The sequence below is a fragment of the Bradyrhizobium sp. 1(2017) genome (genome assembly GCF_011602485.2).
In the GTDB taxonomy this organism is placed as follows: domain Bacteria; phylum Pseudomonadota; class Alphaproteobacteria; order Rhizobiales; family Xanthobacteraceae; genus Bradyrhizobium.
Genome location: NZ_CP050022.2, coordinates 5519536 through 5540055 on the forward strand (window position 1 = coordinate 5519536; position 20520 = coordinate 5540055).

15 protein-coding genes and 1 pseudogene are annotated in these 20520 nt (G+C 64.3%); 7 read left to right on the forward strand and 9 right to left on the reverse strand.

The genetic code is table 11. From position 1 onward, the window contains the following. Nucleotide 1: 1 nt before the first annotated feature. The 4 genes from HAP40_RS26285 to rfaD all read right to left on the reverse strand — a co-directional run bounded on the left by HAP40_RS26285 (nt 2) and on the right by rfaD (nt 5770). Nucleotides 2–1909, reverse strand: a complete 1908-nt coding sequence (locus tag HAP40_RS26285; RefSeq protein WP_166815014.1) for a nucleoside-diphosphate sugar epimerase/dehydratase — start codon at nt 1907–1909, stop codon at nt 2–4. Between the two features lie 100 nt (nt 1910–2009). After that, nucleotides 2010–3296 (reverse strand): O-antigen ligase family protein, encoded by a 1287-nt coding sequence (locus HAP40_RS26290; protein ID WP_166815013.1) that lies wholly within the window; start codon nt 3294–3296, stop codon nt 2010–2012. Then, nucleotides 3293–4777, reverse strand: coding sequence for a D-glycero-beta-D-manno-heptose-7-phosphate kinase (gene rfaE1, locus HAP40_RS26295; RefSeq protein ID WP_166815012.1), 1485 nt, complete (start codon nt 4775–4777; stop codon nt 3293–3295). The genes HAP40_RS26290 and rfaE1 overlap by 4 nt, the downstream gene beginning before the upstream one ends. Nucleotides 4778–4789: 12 nt before the next feature. Continuing rightward, nucleotides 4790–5770, reverse strand: a complete 981-nt coding sequence (gene rfaD / locus HAP40_RS26300) for an ADP-glyceromanno-heptose 6-epimerase (protein WP_166815011.1) — start codon at nt 5768–5770, stop codon at nt 4790–4792. Between the two features lie 160 nt (nt 5771–5930). Here rfaD and waaF point away from each other — a divergent pair, with 160 nt between their 5' ends. Next, complete coding sequence (gene waaF / locus HAP40_RS26305) at nt 5931–7007, forward strand: lipopolysaccharide heptosyltransferase II (protein ID WP_166815010.1); 1077 nt, start codon at nt 5931–5933, stop codon at nt 7005–7007. Nucleotides 7008–7040: 33 nt separating this feature from the next. Here waaF and HAP40_RS26310 read toward each other — a convergent pair whose 3' ends face one another. From HAP40_RS26310 to HAP40_RS26320, 3 genes and pseudogenes are all read right to left on the reverse strand, one after another. Continuing rightward, entirely contained in the window at nt 7041–10190 is a 3150-nt protein-coding gene (locus tag HAP40_RS26310; protein WP_166815009.1) for an efflux RND transporter permease subunit, read from the reverse strand. Next, nucleotides 10187–11440, reverse strand: coding sequence for an efflux RND transporter periplasmic adaptor subunit (locus HAP40_RS26315; RefSeq protein ID WP_166819359.1), 1254 nt, complete (start codon nt 11438–11440; stop codon nt 10187–10189). The genes HAP40_RS26310 and HAP40_RS26315 overlap by 4 nt, the downstream gene beginning before the upstream one ends. 335 nt (nt 11441–11775) lie before the next feature. Beyond that, nucleotides 11776–12174 (reverse strand): annotated as a pseudogene (locus HAP40_RS26320) (arylsulfatase); the annotation flags it as partial. A gap of 381 nt (nt 12175–12555) precedes the next feature. Here HAP40_RS26320 and HAP40_RS26325 point away from each other — a divergent pair. Next, a complete protein-coding gene (locus HAP40_RS26325; RefSeq protein ID WP_166815008.1) occupies nt 12556–12954 on the forward strand; it encodes a hypothetical protein in 399 nt (132 codons plus the stop codon). Between the two features lie 253 nt (nt 12955–13207). Here HAP40_RS26325 and HAP40_RS26330 read toward each other — a convergent pair whose 3' ends face one another. Beyond that, the gene (locus HAP40_RS26330) at nt 13208–14245 is read right to left on the reverse strand and encodes a glycosyltransferase family 4 protein (RefSeq protein WP_166815007.1); all 1038 of its coding nucleotides are present in this window, start codon (nt 14243–14245) and stop codon (nt 13208–13210) included. A gap of 125 nt (nt 14246–14370) precedes the next feature. Here HAP40_RS26330 and galE point away from each other — a divergent pair, with 125 nt between their 5' ends. The 3 genes from galE (at nt 14371) to HAP40_RS26345 (ending at nt 18045) form a co-directional block, all read left to right on the forward strand. After that, on the forward strand, nt 14371–15384 hold the full coding sequence (gene galE, locus HAP40_RS26335) for a UDP-glucose 4-epimerase GalE (protein WP_166815006.1): 1014 nt from the start codon (nt 14371–14373) through the stop codon (nt 15382–15384). 118 nt (nt 15385–15502) lie between these two features. Next, nucleotides 15503–17305: an ABC transporter ATP-binding protein gene (locus HAP40_RS26340; protein WP_166815005.1), complete on the forward strand. Its 1803-nt coding sequence runs from the start codon at nt 15503–15505 to the stop codon at nt 17303–17305. 38 nt (nt 17306–17343) lie between these two features. Further along, nucleotides 17344–18045: a fumarylacetoacetate hydrolase family protein gene (locus HAP40_RS26345; protein ID WP_166815004.1), complete on the forward strand. Its 702-nt coding sequence runs from the start codon at nt 17344–17346 to the stop codon at nt 18043–18045. Nucleotides 18046–18102: 57 nt separating this feature from the next. Here the strand turns inward: HAP40_RS26345 and HAP40_RS26350 are convergent, their stop codons facing one another. Continuing rightward, complete coding sequence (locus HAP40_RS26350; protein ID WP_166815003.1) at nt 18103–18561, reverse strand: YybH family protein; 459 nt, start codon at nt 18559–18561, stop codon at nt 18103–18105. A gap of 133 nt (nt 18562–18694) precedes the next feature. On the opposite strand from HAP40_RS26350, the gene HAP40_RS26355 reads away from it, so the two are divergent. Next, nucleotides 18695–19507 carry a uridine kinase gene (locus tag HAP40_RS26355; RefSeq protein WP_166815002.1) on the forward strand — a complete coding sequence of 271 codons (813 nt, stop codon included), beginning with the start codon at nt 18695–18697 and terminating at the stop codon, nt 19505–19507. A gap of 14 nt (nt 19508–19521) precedes the next feature. Continuing rightward, complete coding sequence (locus tag HAP40_RS26360; protein WP_166815001.1) at nt 19522–20349, forward strand: molybdenum storage protein subunit alpha; 828 nt, start codon at nt 19522–19524, stop codon at nt 20347–20349. The last annotated feature ends 171 nt before the right edge of the window (nt 20350–20520 follow it).

Here is a 20520-nt window from a genome sequence, read left to right on the forward strand (position 1 = left end):
GTCAGGCCGCGGTCGACCCGAATTCGGGAACTGCATCCTTCAGGATGGTCCTGATGGTGGCGCGGTCGTCGCGCGCGATCGCCTGCTCGAGCGCGGCAATCCATTTGCGCAGCGTCTGCATCGGCGGCTCGTTCGGCTGCGCGGCCATGATGCCGGCGACGCCGATCTCCCGGGTCGGCTCCTCGGAGGCGAACAGGATCTCGTGCAGGCGCTCGCCCGGCCGCATGCCCGTGAACACGATCTCGATGTCGTAGCCCGGCTGCAGGCCGGACAGGCGGATCATGCGTTCGGCAAGATCGACGATCTTCACCGGCTGGCCCATGTTGAGCACGTAGACCGAGACGTCCGAACGCTGCGTTCCGAGCGCGTGCGTGGCCGCCGTGATGACGAGATCGCAGGCTTCGCGAATGGTCATGAAATAGCGGACCATGTCCGGATGCGTCACCGTCACCGGTCCGCCGGCCTCGATCTGGGCCTTGAACTTCGGCACCACCGAGCCGTTCGAGGCCAGCACATTGCCGAACCGGACCGAGATCAGCCGCATCGGCGGCTTGGCGCCGTGCCCCGCGGCGGCGAGGTCGTGATCCAGCGCCTGGCAGTACATCTCCGCGAAGCGCTTGGTCAGGCCCAGCATCGACACCGGCTCGATCGCCTTGTCGGTCGAGATCATCACCATGGCCTCGGCGCCGGCGGCGAGCGCTGCGTCCGCAACGTTGATGGAGCCGAAGATGTTGGTCTTGACGCCCTCGCTCCAGTCGCGCTCGAGGATCGGCACGTGCTTGAGCGCCGCGGCATGGAACACGATGTCCGGCTTAAACTCGGCCATCAGGCGCATGATGCGCTCGCGGTCACGGATGTCGGCGATCCGCCCCTCGATCGCGGCCGTGGTGCCGGCGAGCGTCTCGGTGACCGCATAGAGCGCCGGCTCGGAATTTTCCACGATCAAGAGACGCGCGGCGCCAAAGGCGACGACACGCTCGCAGATCTCCGACCCGATCGAGCCGCCGCCGCCGGTGACGATCACCGCCTTGCCCCTGATCAGGGCTTCGAGGCGCGCATAGTCGATGGTCTCGCTGGGCCGCAGCAGGAGGTCCTCGACCGCGACGGCGGTGAGGCGCGGCGTGTCCCCGCTCTCGAGCGAAGGCATGCGGTTGACGATGACGCCGAGCTTTCGTGCCCGCATTAGGACCGATTCCGGATGCGCCTCCGGCTCGAACGCCGACGGCGTCATCACGATCCGCGCGATCGGCTTGTTGCGCTTGGCGAAGTCCGCGATGACGTCCTCGACATCGTCGATGCCGCCCAGCACCGGCACGTTGCGAATGAACTGGCCGCGGTCGGAGCTCGATGGCGACAGCACGCCGACCGGCCAGATGCGCTTGATCGCTCCGCTCTCGATCCCGCGCAACAGCACTTCCGCATCGGCGGCACGGCCGATCAGCAGCGTCGGGGCGGCATCATCGGTCCTCGCATGACGCCGCACCCGGGTATAGCGGAAATAGCGGTACGCCATGCGCGATGCGCTGAGGAAGGAGACCTCGAGGAACCAGTAGAGGATGATCGTCACCTTGCCGAGGAAGAAGGCACCGCGGACGTTGGGGGCGACGAAGATGTAGTCGAGGACGAGAAGGGCGACCGTCAGCACGGTAGCGACGCGGATGATGTTCAGCGCGTCCGGCAGCGAGATGAAGCGCCATTTCGTGGTGGTCAGGTTGAAGACGAAGAACACGACCACGCTGAAGGCGAGGAAATAGGGCAGGATCTGGATCAGCAGCGGCAGGCGATCGTAGAAGCCGTCGCCGCCCTCGAATCGCAGATAGAAGGCGACGAACAGCGCCGCCGTGGTCGCCAGCAGGTCGTGGAGCGCGATCAGGAAATTGCGCAAGGTGAGATGCGAAAGACGCGTCATCCGCCGACCGATGAAATCCCGTTAGGTGCAACCTGACCGGCTGATAGCCCATCTCGGCAAGACATGCCAGCTTGCCAGTCGAGGCAGCCGCGCCGGCCGTTCAGGAACCAGCTTCCCCCGCCTTGTCCTCGGCCCGTCGTGCCCGGATCACCATGCCGCCGGCAACGCCGACGCCGATGACGTACATCCAGCCCTCGTGAAAGTCGAACAAATGGGAGTTGAACAGCGAGGTGAAGACGTTCTGCACCACCACCAGGAGCCCGATCCAGTCGGCAAGCCCGTCGCCGCGAAACAACAGCAGATGCAGGATCCAGATCGCGTAGAGGATTGCGATGCCGATGACGCCCCATTGCACGGCGACGTTCAGCGTCTGGTTGTGCGGATTGCCGATCACCTCGGCGGACGCCTGGTATCGCCCGCTGGGCGTCGCGACGCGCTCGAACAATCCGCGGGTCGAGCCCGTGCCGTGCCCGACGATCGGCGCCTCCGCGAAGAAGCCGAGCGATTTCCGCCAGAATTCGAGCCGCAGGCCCAGCGAGGTCGGCTCCCCCTTTTCCGCATAGCGGGTGTAGTCGTCGGTAAATTTCTCGGCGGTCTGACGCAAATGCGGCGAGGTCTGCCAGGCGAGAACGGCGCCGGCAAGCAGGGCGGCGGCGACGATCGCGATGCTGCGCCACCTCAGATGAAGCAGCGCGAACACGCCGAACATGATCGGAATGGTGACGAGCGCCGTGCGCGACACCACCACGAAGGCCATGTTGACGAAGAAGCTGAGCGCCAGCGCCGTGAGCAGCCCGGCGAGCCAGTAGCGCTTTTCGCGCAGCAGCGTCACGATCGGATAGGCGAGCGCGACCGCGCAGAGCGTGAATTCCTGGCTCTGGTCGATGTAGTTCTTGACGAAGATGCCGCGTTCGGGCGGATCGGTCTTGAGCGCGAGGTTGGGATAGAAGGCGACCAGCCACGACATCACCGACAACAGCGCGCAGGACACCAGGAAGGCGACGAACACCCAATGCCCGCGTTGCGAGCGCTCGAAATGGTAGAGCAGGATGGGCAGCACGAGCAGCTTGACGGTCGGATTGACCGCATAGAGGCGCGCGCCCCAGGACGCGTCGGACCATAGCGTGCCGACCAGCGCGAGAACGACCAGTGCGATCGGCGCAATGCAAATCGGACGCTTCAGGAATTGCAGGAACGCGCGGACGTCGAGAAACGGCACCATGCAGAGCAGCATCAGTGCGTTGAAGATCCCCGCGAGCGACGTCGACCATGGCAGCGAAGCCGCGGTCAGGACCGCCAGGATGTCCACGGTCTCGCGCCAGGCTGCCGGGCTGCGCAGGCGCCGTCCGAGCATCTGGCCGGCCGTCCCGCGGGCGAGCGCCGTCACGTGCCCCCTCCCCGTGCGCGATGCACCAGCGCCGTGGTGCTGAAGCCCTGGAGGATGTCCACCAGCACGACGGTCCCGCCCGCGGCCTCGACGACCTCGTGACCGACGACCTGCTCGCGGGTGTAGTCGCCGCCCTTCACCAGCACGCCGGGCTTGATCCTGGTGATCAGCTCGATCGGCGTGTCCTCCTCGAAGATGACGACGAGATCGACCGCCTCCAGCGCAGCCAGCACCTCGGCACGCGCGCGCTCGTCCTGGACCGGCCGATCGGCGCCCTTCAGCCGTCGGACCGAGGCGTCGCTGTTGAGACCCACGATCAGGCGGTCGCAGGCGGCACGTGCTGCGGTGAGCACCTTGACGTGGCCGGGATGGAGGATGTCGAAGCAGCCATTGGTGAAGCCGACGCGCTGGCCCTGCCTCCTCCATTCGGCGAGCTGCGCGTCCAGTGCGCCCGGATCGAGCACGATCTTCTCCTCGGCGGCGCGATAGGCATGCGGCAGGATCTTTCGGCGCAGCTCGGCCGCGCTGACACTGGCGGTGCCCTGCTTGCCGACGGCGACGGCAGCGGCGGCATTGGCCATGCGCAGCGCCGTGTCCCAATCGGCGCCCGCCGCGAGCGCCACCGCGAGCGCGGCGGCGACGGTGTCGCCGGCGCCGGAGACGTCGCGCACCTTCACCGGGAATGCCGGAACATGGACCGCCTCGCCGCTACGCGGCACCAGCGTCATGCCGTGCTCGCCGAGCGTGACCAGGATCGCCTCGCAATCGGCGAGCCGCATCACGTCCTCGCTGGCGGCGACGATGCTCGGCGTGGTGTCGGCGCGGCTGCGCGTGGCTTCCGAGAATTCCTTGCGGTTGGGCGTGAGCAGCGTCGCGCCGCGATAGATCGCCCAGTTGAGGCTCTTGGGATCGACGATGACGGGCTTGCCGAGCTTTCGCGCCGCGTCGATGGTGTGGCGGATCACGCGCGCGGTCAAAACACCCTTGGCGTAGTCGGACAGCAGCACGATGTCGGCGCGCGCGAGCTGCGGCAGGATCGCCTCGATCAGCTTCGTCTCGATCGTATCGGAAGCCGGCAGCGCCTGCTCCCAATCGGCACGCAGCAGGTGCGTGGAAAAATGCTCGGAGACGAAGCGGACTTTTCGCGTGGTCGGACGCGACGGGTCGCACACCAGAACGCTGTCGATGCCGGCGTGCACCGCCAGCGCCGAGGCGAGCCGCCTGCCCGGATCGTCCTCGCCGATGAGGCCGACGAAGATGCAGCGCGCGCCGAGGGCGGCGACGTTGCGCGCGACGTTGCCGGCGCCCCCGATATGGATCTCGCTGCGCTGGGCCGAGATCACCGGCGCGGGCGCTTCCGGCGAGATCCGCGACACTTCGCCATAGACGAACTCGTCCAGCATGATGTCGCCGATGCACAGCACAGTGCGGCCTGAGATGGCTTGTGCGAGGGCATCGAAGTCGAGGATGGGTGTCGGCATGGTCGAGAGGCCTCAGCGGAAGCGGTCGGGCCGGTCGAGATAATCGCCGACATAGGCCTTCACCGCGTCCTCGAGCGTCGTGAAGCCGCCGTTATAGCCGGCGCGATGGAGGCGATCGACCTTGCTCTGGGTGAAGTATTGATAGCTGTCGCGGATGCTCTCGGGCATGTCGATGTATTCGATGTTGGGCTTTTTGCCGAGCGCGGCATAGGCCGCCAGCATCAGGTCCCTGAAGCTGCGCGCCTTGCCGGTCCCGACATTGAACAGGCCGGACACCGACGGCGTCGCGAGCAGCCACATGACGACGCGCACGACGTCGTCGACATAGATGAAATCGCGGCGCTGGTCGCCGTGCTCGATGCCGTCGCGATGCGACTTGAACAGCTGCACGACGCGGCCCGCCCTGACGTCGTCGAAGCGGCGCGCCAGCACGCTCATCATCGAGCCCTTGTGGTACTCGTTGGGACCGAACACGTTGAAGAATTTCAGCCCGGCCCATTGCGGCGGCAGCCGATCGCCATTCGCGACGCGCTCGGCAACGGCGAGATCGAACAAATGCTTGCTCCAGCCGTAGAGATTCATCGGCCGCAGCTTCTTCAGCGCCGGCAGCGAAGCGTCGTCGTCAAAGCCGTCAGCGCCGTCGCCATAGGTCGCCGCCGACGAGGCATAGATGAAAGGCACCGCATTCGCCGTGCACCAGTCCAGCAGGCGCATCGACAGGCGGAAATTGGTCTCGATCACGAGATCGCCGTCGGTCGCGGTGGTCTCGGAGATCGCCCCGAGATGGATCACGGCATCGAGCTTGCGGCCCTTCAGCCAGTCCAGCAGCTCGGCCGGGGGGACGATATCCACAACTTGTCGCTTGGCGAGGTTGCGCCATTTGCCCTCGGTCCCGAGCAGGTCGCAGACGACGACGTCGCTGCGGCCGGCCTCATTGAGCGCGGCGACGACATTCGATCCGATAAAACCGGCCCCACCGGTCACCAGCAACATTCCGAAATCCCTGCCCAAATTTTTGCGGCCCGATACCTGCCGTAGCGCATCGTCCGCCAAAGTGTAAGCGTTTTGGGACCGGCACTCTCCCGGCTTTACCTGCCGGTCCGGAGCAGGTAACCGAACCGCCACATCACATTGCCCGCTGAACCTTCAAAAAATGAATATAGATTCACAATTTAGTGGAGATCCAGACCGGGACGACACGCGCCCGATCCTGATCATTCCCTACATGTGGATCGGCGACTTCGTCCGGAATCACACCGTGGTGCGGGTCCTGAAGGCGCGTTGGCCGAACCGGCCGGTCGATCTCCTGACGACGTCGCTGTGCGCCCCGCTGGTCGATTACATGCCCGGCGTGCGCGAGGGCATCATCTGGGACTTGCCGCGTGGCCGCCTCGCCATGAGCCGCCAGTTCAGCCTGGCCAAGCTCTTGCGCGAGCGGAACTACGGCACCGCCCTGGTGCTGCCCCGGACCTGGAAGGCAGCTATCGCGCCCGCGCTGGCCGGCATCCCCGAACGGATCGGCTTCGTCGGCGAGTTCCGGTTCGGACTGCTCAATCGCTGGCGCTGGGGCGAAAAGAAGTTGCCCCGCTTCATCGACAAGAACGCCGCCCTCGCCCAGCCCGACGGCGCGCCCCTGCCGCCGGAATGGCCGGTGCCTCAGCTCCGCGTCCCCAGCGAGGACATCGTCCGCTGGCGACAGGCCAATGGGCTCAGCGCCGGCGCAGCCGTGGCGCTGGCCCCCGGCTCGGTCGGCGTCTCCAAGCGCTGGACGTACTACCCTGAAGCTGCCCGGCTGCTGGTCGAGCGCGGGCTGGAAGTCTGGGTGGTCGGCGGCCCCGCCGAAAAGGGCCTCGCCCAGGAGATCGTCGCAGCGGGCGGACGAGGGACCGCTGGCGGCCCAGGCGTCCGCGATCTCACCGGCAACGATTTGCGCAACGGCGTGCTCGCCATGGCCGCGGCCGGCGTCGCCATCTCCAACGATTCCGGCCTGATGCATATCGCCGCCGCCCTGGGCACGCCCACCATGGGCATCTTCGGCCCGACCAGCCCCTATCTGTGGGCCCCTCTCAACGGCCTCGCCGCGACCGTGGTGCTGGAAAAGGGCGTCCTCGCCTGCCAGCCCTGCCAAAGCACGATCTGCAAGATGAACGACCACCGCTGCATGCGGGATATCTCAGCCGAGGAGGTTGTGGGGATTGCGCAGCGCGTGCTCGGAGCGCGAACCCATTAGCACCATAGGGACGCGCCCTAGTGACGCCGACGTCTAATTGGCCGCCGGAGGATGCGGTGCCTGACGGGATTTGCCGAAGCGATTCTTCGCCGCCTCGCGCCATCGCTGGAAGGTCACGTACAGCAACGGCACCAGGAAAACGCCGATCGAGCTTGCCGCAAGCATTCCGCCGAACACCGCGGTGCCGACCGCGCGGCGGCTCAATTCGGCAGCTCCAGTTGCGACAACCAGGGGCACCAAACCGAGAATGAATGCGATCGATGTCATCATCACGGCGCGGAATCGCATTTGCGATGCCAGCACCGCCGCATCTTCCACCGATCGGCCGGCCTCGCGCTGCTCCTTCGCGAACTCCACGATCAGGATCCCGTTCTTCGCAGCGAGCGCGATCAACACGACGAGCCCGATCTGGCCGTAGAGATCGAGATTCAGCCCTGAGATCTTGATCGCCACATAGGAGCCGAGGACGCCCACGACAACGGCCAGCAAGACGGGGACGGGAATCGTCCAACTCTCATAGAGCGCCACCAGGAAGAGATACGCGAACAGCACCGCCAGGGCGAGGATGATTCCGGTTTGGCCCGACGCCGCCTGCTCCTGATAGGCGGTGCCGGTCCATTCGAACGAATAGCCCGCCGGCAACGTGGCCTTTGAGATCTCCGTCATCGCGGCAATCGCCGTGCCTGAGGAAACACCGGCGGCAGGCCCACCGTTGATGGTGACGGAGCGGTAGTTATTGTAGCGCGTGATCACCTGCGGCCCGGTCACGATCCTGATGTTCGCGATGGAGCGAATTGGCACCATTTCGCCGGTGCTGTTGCGAACGTAGATTTGCCAGATGTCCGAAACGTCACCGCGATTGGCCGCTTCGCCCTGCACATTGACCTGCCAGGTGCGGCCGAACAGGTTGAAGTTGTTGACATAGAAACCGCCGAGGGTCGCCTGCAACGCCGTGAACACGTCGCTCATGTTGAGGCCAAGGGCCTGGGCCTTGGCGCGGTCGATATCAAGATAGATCGAGGGATTGGTCGCGGTGTAGGTCGAGAACACGCGCGTCAGCCGCGGATCGCGGTTCGCCGCGCTGATCAAGCCACTCACCACGCTGCCGACGGCCGCGGGATCCTGTCCCTCGAGCGCCTCGAGTTGATATTCGAACCCGCCGGAGGTCGATAGACCGATAATCGGCGGCAGGTTGAATGGCAAAATGCTGGCCTCGCGGATTTGCGCCCCCGCGGCGAACACCCGCCGGATCGTCGCCTGCACCGAGTCTGCGGCCGCCTTGCGATCCTCGAACGGCTTCATTCGCACGACGATGAACGCCGAATTCGGCTGATTGCCGCCATCGAGCAGCGAGAAGCCGATGATCGAGAGCACGTGGTCGATTGCGGGAATTTGCTTGAGAAATGTCTCGACCTGCTTGGTCACTTCACTGGTACGCGCGACCGACGCGGCGTCGGGCAACTGGACTGAGATGAAGAACGCGCCTTGATCCTCCTCGGGCAGGAACCCGGTCGGCGTGATGCGCGACACCCCGAAAACTCCGCCTGCGAACACCAGCACCGCGGCAAGCGACAACAGCGCCATGCGCAGCAGGCGGCGCACGATGCCGGCGTAGCCGTCGCGAACCCAATCGATCCCGCCGAGCACGCGCGCCATGATGCCGTGCCGCGGCCCGCTGTGGCGCAGGAACACCGCACAGAGCGCCGGCGACAACGTCAGCGCGTTCAGCGCCGAGATCACCATCGCCGCACTGATCGTGACCGCGAACTGGCGAAACAACGTGCCCGAGATTCCCGGGATGAACGCGATCGGCACGAACACCGACAATAGCACCAGCGTGATCGCAATGATTGGCGCAGTGATCTGCGTCATCGCTTTCTTGGTCGCCTCGGCGGGCGAAATATCCGGCTCCTCCTCCATCACGCGTTCGACATTCTCGACAACGACGATCGCATCATCGACCACGATGCCGATCGCGAGCACCATCGCGAGCAGAGAGACCGTGTTGGCCGAATAGCCGAGCGCCAGGAGGACCGCGAAGGCGCCGATCAGGCTGACGGGAACCGCGACCGCCGGAATGATGGTCGCGCGCAAATTGCCGAGGAACAGGAAAACCACGAGCACGACGAGCAGAAAAGCCTCGCCCAGCGTCTTGAGCACTTCCTTGATCGTATCCGTGACGAAGGTCGTCGAATCATATTGGACGAGGTAGGACAGTCCGGGCGGAAACCGCTCCGACAATCTGGCGAGCGTCGCCTGCACGGCTTTCGCCGTCGTCACCGCATTTGCGCCAGGGGCAAGATAGATACCCATGGGTACGCCGGCCTGCCCATCGATCCGGGACTCGCTATCCATGTTTTGTGCGCCGATCTCGACGCGGGCGACGTCCTTGATCCGCAAGACCGAGCCGTCCGGGTTCGCGCGCAGCAATATGTCGCCAAACTGCGTCGAGGTGGTCAATCGCCCCTGCGTCTGCACGTTGAACTGGAACTGCTGGTCGTCACTGATCGGACGGGCCCCGATGCGGCCGACCGGCGCCTGCACGCTCTGTGCGCGGATCGCCGCGATCACATCCGACGGCGCCAGATTGAGGCTGGTCAGGCGCTGCGTATCGAACCAGATGCGCATGGAGTAGTTCAGCTTGGCGAACAGCGTCGCCTGGCCGACGCCGGCCGTGCGGGAAATCGCATCGAGAACGTTGATAATGGCGTAGTTGGTGATGAACAGCGGGTCCTGCTCAGCGTTCTTGCTGTACAGCACGATAAATTGCAGCACCGCCGAGGAGCGTTTCTGCACCGTCAGACCTTGCGCCTGCACCTCCGTTGGCAGTTGCGCAAGAGCGCTCTGCACGCGGTTGTTGACATTCACCGTGTTGATGTCGGGATCGGTGCCAAGCGCAAACGAGACGGTCAGCGTGTAGGTGCCGTCATTGCCGCTGGTCGACTTCATGTAGAGCATCTTGTCGACGCCAACGACCTGGGCCTCGAGCGGTTGGGCGACGCTCGATTCCACCACCTCGGCGGACGCGCCGGGAAAGTTGGCGCTGACGGTGACCTGCGGCGGCACGATGTCCGGGAACTGAGCCACCGGAATCTGAAAAAGCGCAAGCGCACCCGCGATCGTGATGACAAGGGCGATCACAATGGCAAGGCGTGGGCGATCTACGAAGACCGACGAAATCATGGATTTGTGCCCGTCGGTTTCGGCCCGATCCCGACGCTGCTTTTCTGGCTGCTGCCGCTATCCACACTCGCATTCATGCTCGACTGCAGCAGCTTGCTCGCGGATCCCGGCGCAACCGGCCGGCCAGCCTGCACCCGTTGCAAGCCCTCGACGATCACCTTTTCACCTGCCGAAAGCCCACTCGTCACGGATGCGATCGTCGCTGTTGATTGCCCGAGCTGAATTCGCCGCTGCTCGGCTTTGTTGTCGTCGCCGAGGACAAAAACATACTCACCCTGCTGATCCGAAAGCACGGCCGAGCGCGGGATCGCCACGACATCGACCGGCTGCACGCCTTCGAGCAGCACGGTGACGAACTCACCGTCGGTAAGCTCGCGCACGACGACGCGGTCGCCCGACAGATGCGGCAAGGGCGGATTGGGAATCGTGCCCCGCAGCGAGATCGTGTCGGTGCTCTGCGCGATCGTGTTATTGACAAAATTGAGCTTTCCGACCTGATCATACAGACGGCCGTCCGTTAGCCGAACGCGAATGACGACCGCGTTGAAGCCGCCCCGCGGGGCGTAGCGTTCGCGCAGATCCAGCGCTTCGCGGACCGACACCGGAAACGTGACATACATAGGGTCCTGACTGACGATGGTCGTGAGCACACCAGAACTCGGGCTGACCACGTTGCCGTCAGTGACTGCGGTGCGTCCAATCATGCCGTCGATCGGCGAGCGAATTTCGGTGTAGTCGAGATTGATCTTTGACAGATCGACCTGCGCCTGCGCCGCCTGCACTTGCGCTTCCAGGCTCTGCTGGTTCGCGACCGCAGCATCATAGGTGGATTGTTGGCCGGCAGGTCCGCCCAGGAGCGTCCTCGCCCGATCGGTTGTCAGCTTGGCGTTGACCAGAGTTGCCTGCAACTGCGCGACCTGCGCCTGCTTCGACTTCAGGTCGGCCTCGAAGGGACCGCGTTCGAGCGTGTAGAGGAGATCGCCGGTCTTGACCTCGGCGCCTTCCACAAAATGGCGCTGCTCCAGAAAGGCGGTGACGCGGGCGACGACGCTGACGCGATTGGTCGCTTCGATACGTCCCAGAAACTCGCTGGATTGAATGACGGGCCGCTTCACCGCTTCCATCACGCCGACGGCCGGAGGCCCTGCTTGCCCGACCTGCGCGTCGGCGCTTGCGATCGTCCCAAAACCGATGACCGCCAAGATCACGGCACCTATCAGCGCGCGGCTCACTGCTCTTTCAAGCTGCATGTTCGTGTACGCCTTCCACTTTTCGAGTCTCGATCTGCGGTCGCGGCGGTAGAGCGCAATCATATCCATAGCAGGACCGTAGCAAGACGTCGACGACCGGCCATTCGCCGCACGCAGGAACCAGGCTCCGGTCAGGTCCAGGACCAACCGGATGTTCCATTCCCTGCTGATGGTGCGGATCATGTCCAGCGTCGTCGGACGGACGCGCGGACGAGGACGTGAGTGCGCAAGTCAAAAATGTTTCTGCAGCCCCGCTGCTATTTCAGAACTACGTTCGCTGTGTAAAGGGCCGGCCGGGCTACGGGCCGGCCCATCATGACGATCATCAACACAGCTTATTTCGCCATCGCTGTCCTTGCCGCCTCGATTTTCGCCTTCACGGCATCGAGGTTGAAGCTCGCGCCCTTCTGCATCGGCGGAAACGCTATCGCGGTCATGGCCAGCTTCTCGACCTCCTGCTGAACGAACACGAAGCGCCAGAATTCATACTTGAACCAATCGAAATATTGCTGCGCGCCATATCAGGTGCCGTTATCGGGCCAGCCCGTTCGCTCGAACGGATCAAGGCGAAGGTTGGTCAAATAGGGCACGTCAACCTTGGCTTTTTCACCAAGCCATCCGCCGGGCTGGTCGATGAAACGATATTTGTAGTCGTCGATGCGAACGGCGCCGAGCTCGCTCTCACCGAAGTACCAGATTTCGTGCCGCTTCGACGGCCCCTTGCCGGTGAGAACTGCCGCCCAACAACAGATCGCAGCGTTTCAATCCAGCGCCGGTTGGCCGTGAATTGGTCTCGGGCTTCGCCGGAATCCTATCGTTACTCATGACATGATCCTTCCTGGCATGCACCTGAGCCGACATGGCTTGCGGAGGTCCCGACCGAGCATCGCGTGCGGCCGGACGATGGCAGCGGCTATGATCGAAAGAGCAAAGATGCCAGCCGCCTCGAGCACCTTGCGCACAACGGCCTATCTGGAGGCTCAAGTGCGTAGAGGCAGAGAGGCAAATTCAGGATTGATCCAGATCAAGAGAACACAGGCAGCGGCGCATAGTCCTGACGATGACAACCGGATGCCCGTCAGTCAGCACCATTGCCCCTTTTGTCGGAGAGTTTCATGAGGATCTTCAATCCCTTGGTGACGGCAATACTTCTCGTGACGCAATCAGCCTCGGTACAGGCTGCGGATTTGAATGGGGCCTGGTCGGTCGACGCCTCGGCCTGTGGCCAGATCTTCACCAGAGAAAACAACATCCTCGCTTTCAAGAAGGATGCCGATCTTCACGCGGGCGGTTTAATCGTCCAGGGAAGGCAAGTAACCGGTACATTTGAAAAATGTACCGTCAGATCATTGCGCGATGACGGACCGACTATGCGATTGACCGCATCGTGTTCGGATGGCGTCTCGATTTCAGACGTGACATTCGACGTGACGTTCTCCGGAGAGAACAATATCACGCTCAGCTCCAAGGCGCCGGTGCCGGTTCAAATGCCGTATGTGCGCTGCCCAATGTGACGTCGACCGCGGCAGCTTGAAAAAGCTGGATCTACGATCGCTCGGGCGCCGCCTGTACGCTCCATGAGCTGAGATCCGTCGAAGCTGCACTGACGATAACATCATGCCGGTGTTTTGCCCGACGAGTCAAATCGACTTCGCAAAATCAGCATTCCACCACATCCATCGGCAACCCATTGATTTCATTGGCACCGCCTACTGTGCATGGGGTTGTTTTCGCAGTATTTTGTTTGCGGTCCCTGAAAGTGCCGCTTTAGAGCAGCGGCCGGTAGACCTCGCCGATCCGCGCCGCCTCGGCATCGAGGCTGAATTTCTCGAGCACCCGCGCCCGCCCCCGCTCGCCCATTGCCGTCGCCACAGCGACGTCGCGCATCAGCGGCTCCAGCGCTGCTGCAAGCGTGTCGGCATCCCCGGTCGGGATCAGCACGCCGGTGAGGCCGTCCTCCACCACCAGTTCGGCAGCTCCAGCGCGCGCAGCAACCAGCGCGTTGCCGGCCGCCATCGCCTCGATCAGCGTCAGGCCAAAACCTTCGTTGCGTGAGGTGAAGGCATAGATCGTCAGCCGCTGATACCAGCGCTGCACCTCCTCGATCGGCAACTCGCCGGTGATGACGACGCGCGATTGCAGGCCGGCGGCCTCGATGCGCTGCTTCAGGTCGCTCGCAAACGGGGTTTGCTCGGGCGTGACCTGGCCGACGATCACAGCGGTGAAATCGGGATGGCGCGGCAGCAGGCGGCACATCGCATCGACGAACACATCGGTACCCTTCTGCGCGCGCACGCGGCCGAAGCAGCCGATCGCGTAGCGGCCCGGCAGCGCAGCTTCCGCGAACGCAGCAGCGCGATCTGCCGGCGGTGCGTAGACGTCGGTATCGACGCCATGCGGGATCACCGTCGCCTTCACTTTCAGGAACGATGCCGAGACGTCACTGGTTGCGATGATCGCATCCATGCGCCGGATCAGCCAGCGCGTGATCCAGCTGTGATGACGCTGCGCCGCCGAAGTGAACACGAGTTTCAGCGGCCAGCCGAGTGCGCGCAACGCGACGCCGGCGATCATCTCGTTGTTGCGCCGGGCATGCCAGATCAGCGGCGCCTTGCGGCGCCACAATTTCAGGAAATCCGCCACGCCGAGGCGTGCAATCCCCTCCGGCGCATCCGAGCCGAACCAGGCGGCGCGGTACAGCCTTGCCAGGTGCGGCGCCACCATCCGGTTGGTCGCGGTGACCCCGGAATAGCGCCTGTGCAGATTTGGCACGATCACATCGAGATCGCCGGGGAAATTTGCCACGTCACGCTCCGTTTCGCAAAGTCCTATACGCAACATTAAGCATAGTGACCAGTTCAGCGGCGCCGATACCCCCTCTTCACCACGCAAGCGTTAGCCTTGCGCGTTGATCGAAGACGGGTGAGATCATGACTGTGCTAGTCACCGGCGGGGCCGGCTATATCGGAAGTCACACGGTCCTGGCGCTGGCGGAAGCCGGCGAGGACGTTGTCGTGATCGACGATCTCTCCACAGGTTTCTCCACCTATCTGCCGGAAGGCGTGCCGCTGTTCATCGGGGACGCCGGCGACGAGAATCTGCTCGAGGGCGTGATCGCACAGCACGACATCGAGAGCATCATCCATTTCGCGGGCTCGGTCGTCGTTCCGGATTCGATGCGCGATCCGCTCGGCTACTACCGCAACAACTTCATGACCGCGCGCAATCTGCTCAACGTCGCGGTCAAGCGCGGCATTGGCCGCTTCATCTTCTCCTCGACCGCCGCCGTCTACGGCAATCCGGACCAGGTGCCGGTGCCCGAGCACGCGCCGACGCGGCCGCTGTCGCCTTACGGCTCGTCGAAGCTGATGACCGAGATCATGCTGCACGACGTCGCCGCCGCCTACGGCATGCAATACGTGACCTTGCGCTATTTCAACGTCGCGGGTGCCGATCCGCAGGCGCGCATCGGGCTAGCCACCGTCGGCGCCACGCATCTGCTCAAGATCGCGGTGGAAGCCGCCACCGGCCAGCGCGCCAAGATCGACGTGTTCGGCACCGACTATCCGACCCCGGACGGAAGCTGCATCCGCGACTTCATCCACGTCACCGACCTGTCGCAGGCGCATCGCTCGGCGCTGGCCTATTTGCGCAATGGCGGTGCCTCGACGACGCTCAATTGCGGCTATGGCCGTGGCTATTCGGTGCTGGAGACGATCGACGCGGTGCGGCGAGTCTCGGGCCGCAGCTTCGCCGTGCAGTACGCCCCGCGACGGCCCGGCGACATCATGACCATGGTCGCCGATACCAGCCGCATCCGCGGCCTGCTCGACTGGCGGCCGCAATACGAGGACCTCGAGACCATTGCGGCCCATGCCCTGGCCTGGGAGGACAAGCTGTTCCGCGAGCGCCATGGCGAGCTCCGCCATGCCGTCTCGGCCTAGAATCCTCCCCTGCGCAAGCCCTTAATTGGACTTGAAAAGCTTGGCTTTAGCGGGCACAGAGGCCCATCGATCCCTGACGCGCGGGCAGGCCTTGCCCTGCCCCGTCAATGGACTGCGGATGGCCCAGTTTCCAAAGAAAATCACCGACGATCCCTATGCGGCAGCGGTCCTGATTCGCCGCCTGGTCATGGAACAGGGGGTCGTCTACTGGCGGCGCTACCTCGTCGCCTTTGCGCTGATGGCGCTCGCCGCCGGCTCGACCGCAGGCGCGACCTATGTGCTCGGCCAGGTCATCAACCAGGCCTATGTCGACAAGAACATCCCGGGCATCGCGATGTTCTCAGGCATCACGGTGATTCTGCTCTTCATCAAGGGCGTGGCGACCTACGGCCACATGGTGATCCTGACCAAGATCTCCAACGCCATCCTCGCCACCAACCAGCGCCAGCTGTTCGCCAAGCTCATGCGCGAGAGTGTCGGCTTCTTCTCCGAACGGCATTCGTCGGAATTCCTGGCGCGGCTGACGGCCGGCGCCAAATCCATCACCGACGTCCTCAACATGCTGGTCAACGCCATCGGGCGCGACCTGTTGATGCTGCTCGCCATGATCGGCGTGATGGTGTGGCAGGACCCGCTGATGTCGTTCATCGGCCTCGTCGCGGTGCCGCCCGCGATGCTGGTGCTGCGCAAGCTGGTCAAGCGCATCAAGGGCCTCGCCTACAACCAGTTCACCGGCACCGCGGACATCATGGAGACGATGCAGGAATCGCTGCAAGGCATCCGCACGGTCAAGGCGTTCACGCTCGAAGGCACCATGCAGAGCCGCATCGACGAGAATATCGCGATCGTCGAGCGCAACGCCAACAAGATGGCGCGGGTCGCCAACCGCTCCAACCCGCTGATGGAGATGCTCGGCGGCTTCGCGGTCGCCGGCTGCCTGATGTACGGCGGCTACGCCGTGGTCGCGCTCAACGCCACGCCCGGCGCGTTCTTCTCGTTCATGACGGCCTTCCTGATGGCGACCGAGCCGGCCAAGCGGCTGGCCCGGCTCAACATCGACCTCAACAGCCAGCTCGTCGGCGCGCGGATGCTGCTCGAGATCATCGACAGCCCGGCGAGCGAGTATTCCGACGACGACAAGCCGGCGCTGAAGCTCTCCGCCGCCCGGATCGAGCTGCGCGACGTCAGCTTCTCCTATCGCGCCAATGAGACCGTGCTCAACCGCATGAGCTTCGTTGCCGAGCCCGGCAAGGTCACCGCGCTGGTCGGCCCGTCCGGCGGCGGCAAGTCCACCGTGCTGGCGCTGCTCTTGCGCTTCTACGAGGTGACGCAAGGCGACATCGTGATCGACGGCCAGTCGATCACCGCGGTCTCGCGCAAATCGCTCCGGGCGCAGACCGCCTATGTCGGCCAGGACGTCTATCTGTTCCGCGACACCATCCGCAACAACATCGCCTTCGGCCGGCCGGGCGCGAGCGAGGACGAGATCGTCGAGGCCGCGAAGGCGGCGTGCGCGCATGATTTCATCATGGGCTTCCCGCTCGGCTACGACACGCCGGTCGGCGAGCACGGCACGCAGCTGTCCGGCGGACAGCGCCAGCGCATCGCCGTGGCGCGCGCGCTGATCAAGAACGCGCCGATCATCCTCCTGGACGAAGCCACCGCCGCGCTCGATTCCGAATCCGAGCGGCAGGTGCAGGAGGCGATCGAGCATCTCTGCCGGAACCGCACCACCATCGTGATCGCGCATCGCCTGCACACGATCATGCACGCAGACAGCATCCTGGTGGTCGAGGGCGGCGAGATCGTCGAGCAGGGCCGGCACGACGAGCTGCTCCGCCGCGGCGGCCGCTACGCCTCGTTCTTCCGTCTGCAACACCATCATTCGGGCGCTCTGGCGCCGATCAGCGCAACCGCATAGAGTTCGTTCCACCCCACCAAGAGCAGCGAGACCGCTTCATGAACGCCGCCTCCTACGTCATCCCGCTTCCGCCCCAGGCTTCGCTTCCCGTCGTCGGCGAGAGCGGCCGTTACCCCGTGCGCCGGATCTGGTGCGTCGGCCGCAACTATCTCGAGCACATCCGGGAGATGGGCAATGACGAGCGCGCCCCGCCGTTCTTCTTCGCCAAGCACGCCGACATGCTGGTGCCCGACGGCGCCACCATCCCCTATCCGCCGCTGACCAAGGACCTGCATCACGAGGTCGAGCTGATCGTCGCGATGAAGAGCGGCGGCCTCAACATTCCCGCCGACAAGGCGCTCGATCACGTCTACGGCTACGCCGTCGGTATCGACCTCACCCGCCGCGATCTCCAGATCGCCTCGCGCAAGAAGGAGCGCCCGTGGGAGATCGGCAAGTCATTCGACGGCTCCGCGCCCTGCTCCGCGATTCAGCCGGCTTCGAAGATCGGCCATCCTGCCAAGGGCAAGATCTGGCTCACCGTCAACGGCAAGGAAGCGCAGAAGGGTGACCTCACCGAGCTGATCTGGAACGTGCCTGAGATCATCTGGCAGCTCTCGCAGCAGGTGAAGCTCGCCGCCGGCGACATCATCATGACGGGCACGCCGGCCGGCGTGTCGCAGCTCCAGCCCGACGACAAGCTCGAATGTGGCGTCGATGGCGTCGGTACGCTGAAGGTGAGCATCGGTCAGCCGGAATAGGTTGAGAGACACCCCGAAATCGAAAGGCCCCGGACACGTCCGGGGCCTTTTGCATTTCTACCAAGCCTTCACCGGCCGATTGGCGTGGCTCGCCTGCGGCACGCCGCGATTGAGCGACATGTGCGAATGCACGCACAGCCAACCATCGCCATTTCTTGAGAACACCATCGTCGCCCGGCCGGGGCGCGGAAACGCGCTGCCGTCGGGATGATAGCCCGTGCTCGTCCACGGCGCGATCACCGTTGCCATGGAGCCATCCGCGGGCGCCAGGACCGAGACCTGCTCAAGCACGAAACGGAAGTCGCTCGTCTTCGGCCAGACGTTGTCCCATTGCGTCGAGACCCATTGATCGAGGCCGGGGATGACATCGTTATGGGTGCCGAAGGCCAGCACGTCGGGATGGAAGAGCGGCCGCGCAGAAGCGTAGTCGACCTCGCGGACATAGCCCGCGAAGGTTTCAAGCCATTGGCGGAAGAACTGCACGATCTCCGTGCTCGCAAGTGGCAACGGGGTCATTGCCGGCTCCATGTTTGGCCGCTAAATCCCAGCTATCTTGTTGCCATGGACCGAACAGTACAGCAAGATTTGCAGGTTCGGACCGAAAGGTCCCGCCACAGAGATTGCATCAGAAAACGAGAGGATGTCTCGGATGTCGAACACGATGACGGAGCTCGAAGGGTTGCTGATGCAGCGCTCGCTGACCGACCCGCAGCTTGTGGCCGCAGCGGAGAAGGCTTCGGACTTCCGCATCCTGCCCGACGCCACCGTGATCAAGATCGGCGGGCAGAGCATGATCGATCGCGGCCGCGCTGCGGTCTATCCGGTCGTCGAGGAGATCGTCGCCGCGCGCAAGGCGCACAAGCTGCTGATCGGGACTGGCGCCGGCACTCGGGCGCGGCATCTGTATTCGATCGCAGCCGGGCTTCGCCTGCCGGCCGGCGTGCTGTCGCAGCTTGGTGCCTCGGTTGCCGATCAGAACGCCGCGATGCTCGGGCAGCTGCTTGCCAAGCACGGCATCTCCGCCGTCTCCAGCGCCGGGCTCTCGTCGGTACCGTTGTTCCTCGCCGAGGTGAATGCGGTGATCTTCAGCGGCATGCCGCCCTATAGTCTGTGGATGCGGCCCGCGGCCGAGGGCGTGATCCCGCCCTACCGCACCGATGCCGGATGCTTCCTCGTCGCCGAGCAGTTCGGCTGCAAGGCGATGATCTATGTGAAGGACGAGAACGGTCTCTACACGGCGAACCCGAAGACGTCGAAGAACGCCACCTTCATTCCGAAAATCTCGGTGGCGGAGATGAAGGCCAAGGGCCTGCAGGACTCCATCCTGGAATTCCCGGTGCTCGATCTGCTCACCGCCTCGCGCCACGTCCGCGAGGTGCAGATCATCAACGGCCTCGTCCCCGGCAACCTCACCCGCGCGCTGGCGGGCGAGCATGTCGGCACCATCATCACCGCGAGCTGAAGGGGCACACCGTCATGGCTGACACCAACCAGATCAAGCACGTCGCATCGCCGCTCGCGCGCCAGACCTTGCTCGACAGCGACCTCACCCGTCCCGTTGCCGGCAACAGCCCGATCAGGCTGCTGCCCTGGCTCCAGGTGATCAAGATCGGCGGCCGTATCATGGACCGCGGTCACGAAGCGATCATCCCGCTCGTCAACGAGTTGCGGTCCCTCCTGCCAGAGCATCGCTTGCTCATCCTGACCGGCGCCGGCATCCGCGCACGCCACCTCTACAGCGTGGGTCTCGACCTCGGCCTTCCCGTTGGATCACTCGCGCCGCTCGCGGCCAGCGAAGCCGGCCAGAACGGCCACATCCTTGCAAGCCTGCTCGCGCCCGAGGGCGTCTCCTACATTGAGCATCCTACCGTCGCGAGCCAGCTCGCGATTCATCTCAGTGCGGCCCGCGCGGTGGTCGGCAGCGCCTTCCCGCCCTACCACCATCATGAGTTCCCGACCTCGCGCATCCCGCTGCATCGGGCCGATACTGGCGCCTTCCTGCTCGCCGACGCGCTCGGCGCCGCCGGCCTCACGATCGTGGAGGATGTCGACGGCGTCTACAGCACCGACCCGAATGGCGCCGATGGCAAAAAAGCCGAGCTGCTCAAGGAAACCAGCTTCGCCGAGCTCGCAAAGCTCAAGGGCACGCTACCGTTCGATCCCGCGCTGCTGGAGGTGATGGCGAACGCACGGCACATTGCGCGCGTGCAGGTGGTGAACGGCCTCGTGCCGGGCCGGATCAGCGCGGCGCTGCGCGGCCAGCATGTGGGGTCGATCATCAACACCGGCGCCAAGGCGGTGTGAGGCCCGCGGCAGGGTCATGAAAAAGAAAACCCCGGAGCACGCTCCGGGGTTTTGGAAGGGCGGATTAGCGAAGCGTAATCGGCCAACGCATCGCGCCACAACATACGGCGGCAAATGTTGTTCAGTGGAATGGTGGATTACGCTTCGCTAATCCACCCTACGCACCTCGAC

What these genes read in the sequence shown, in the direction of transcription:
- HAP40_RS26360 (WP_166815001.1), top strand. Translation starts at nt 19,522, where the DNA reads ATGGCTGACACCAACCAGATCAAGCACGTCGCATCGCCGCTCGCGCGC.
- waaF (WP_166815010.1), top strand. Translation starts at nt 5,931, where the DNA reads ATGAATATAGATTCACAATTTAGTGGAGATCCAGACCGGGACGACACG.
- HAP40_RS26340 (WP_166815005.1), top strand. Translation starts at nt 15,503, where the DNA reads ATGGCCCAGTTTCCAAAGAAAATCACCGACGATCCCTATGCGGCAGCG.
- HAP40_RS26345 (WP_166815004.1), top strand. Translation starts at nt 17,344, where the DNA reads ATGAACGCCGCCTCCTACGTCATCCCGCTTCCGCCCCAGGCTTCGCTT.
- HAP40_RS26285 (WP_166815014.1), bottom strand. Translation starts at nt 1,909, where the DNA reads ATGACGCGTCTTTCGCATCTCACCTTGCGCAATTTCCTGATCGCGCTC.
- rfaD (WP_166815011.1), bottom strand. Translation starts at nt 5,770, where the DNA reads ATGTTGCTGGTGACCGGTGGGGCCGGTTTTATCGGATCGAATGTCGTC.
- rfaE1 (WP_166815012.1), bottom strand. Translation starts at nt 4,777, where the DNA reads ATGCCGACACCCATCCTCGACTTCGATGCCCTCGCACAAGCCATCTCA.
- HAP40_RS26310 (WP_166815009.1), bottom strand. Translation starts at nt 10,190, where the DNA reads ATGATTTCGTCGGTCTTCGTAGATCGCCCACGCCTTGCCATTGTGATC.
- HAP40_RS26315 (WP_166819359.1), bottom strand. Translation starts at nt 11,440, where the DNA reads ATGCAGCTTGAAAGAGCAGTGAGCCGCGCGCTGATAGGTGCCGTGATC.
- HAP40_RS26325 (WP_166815008.1), top strand. Translation starts at nt 12,556, where the DNA reads ATGAGGATCTTCAATCCCTTGGTGACGGCAATACTTCTCGTGACGCAA.
- galE (WP_166815006.1), top strand. Translation starts at nt 14,371, where the DNA reads ATGACTGTGCTAGTCACCGGCGGGGCCGGCTATATCGGAAGTCACACG.
- HAP40_RS26355 (WP_166815002.1), top strand. Translation starts at nt 18,695, where the DNA reads ATGTCGAACACGATGACGGAGCTCGAAGGGTTGCTGATGCAGCGCTCG.
- HAP40_RS26350 (WP_166815003.1), bottom strand. Translation starts at nt 18,561, where the DNA reads ATGACCCCGTTGCCACTTGCGAGCACGGAGATCGTGCAGTTCTTCCGC.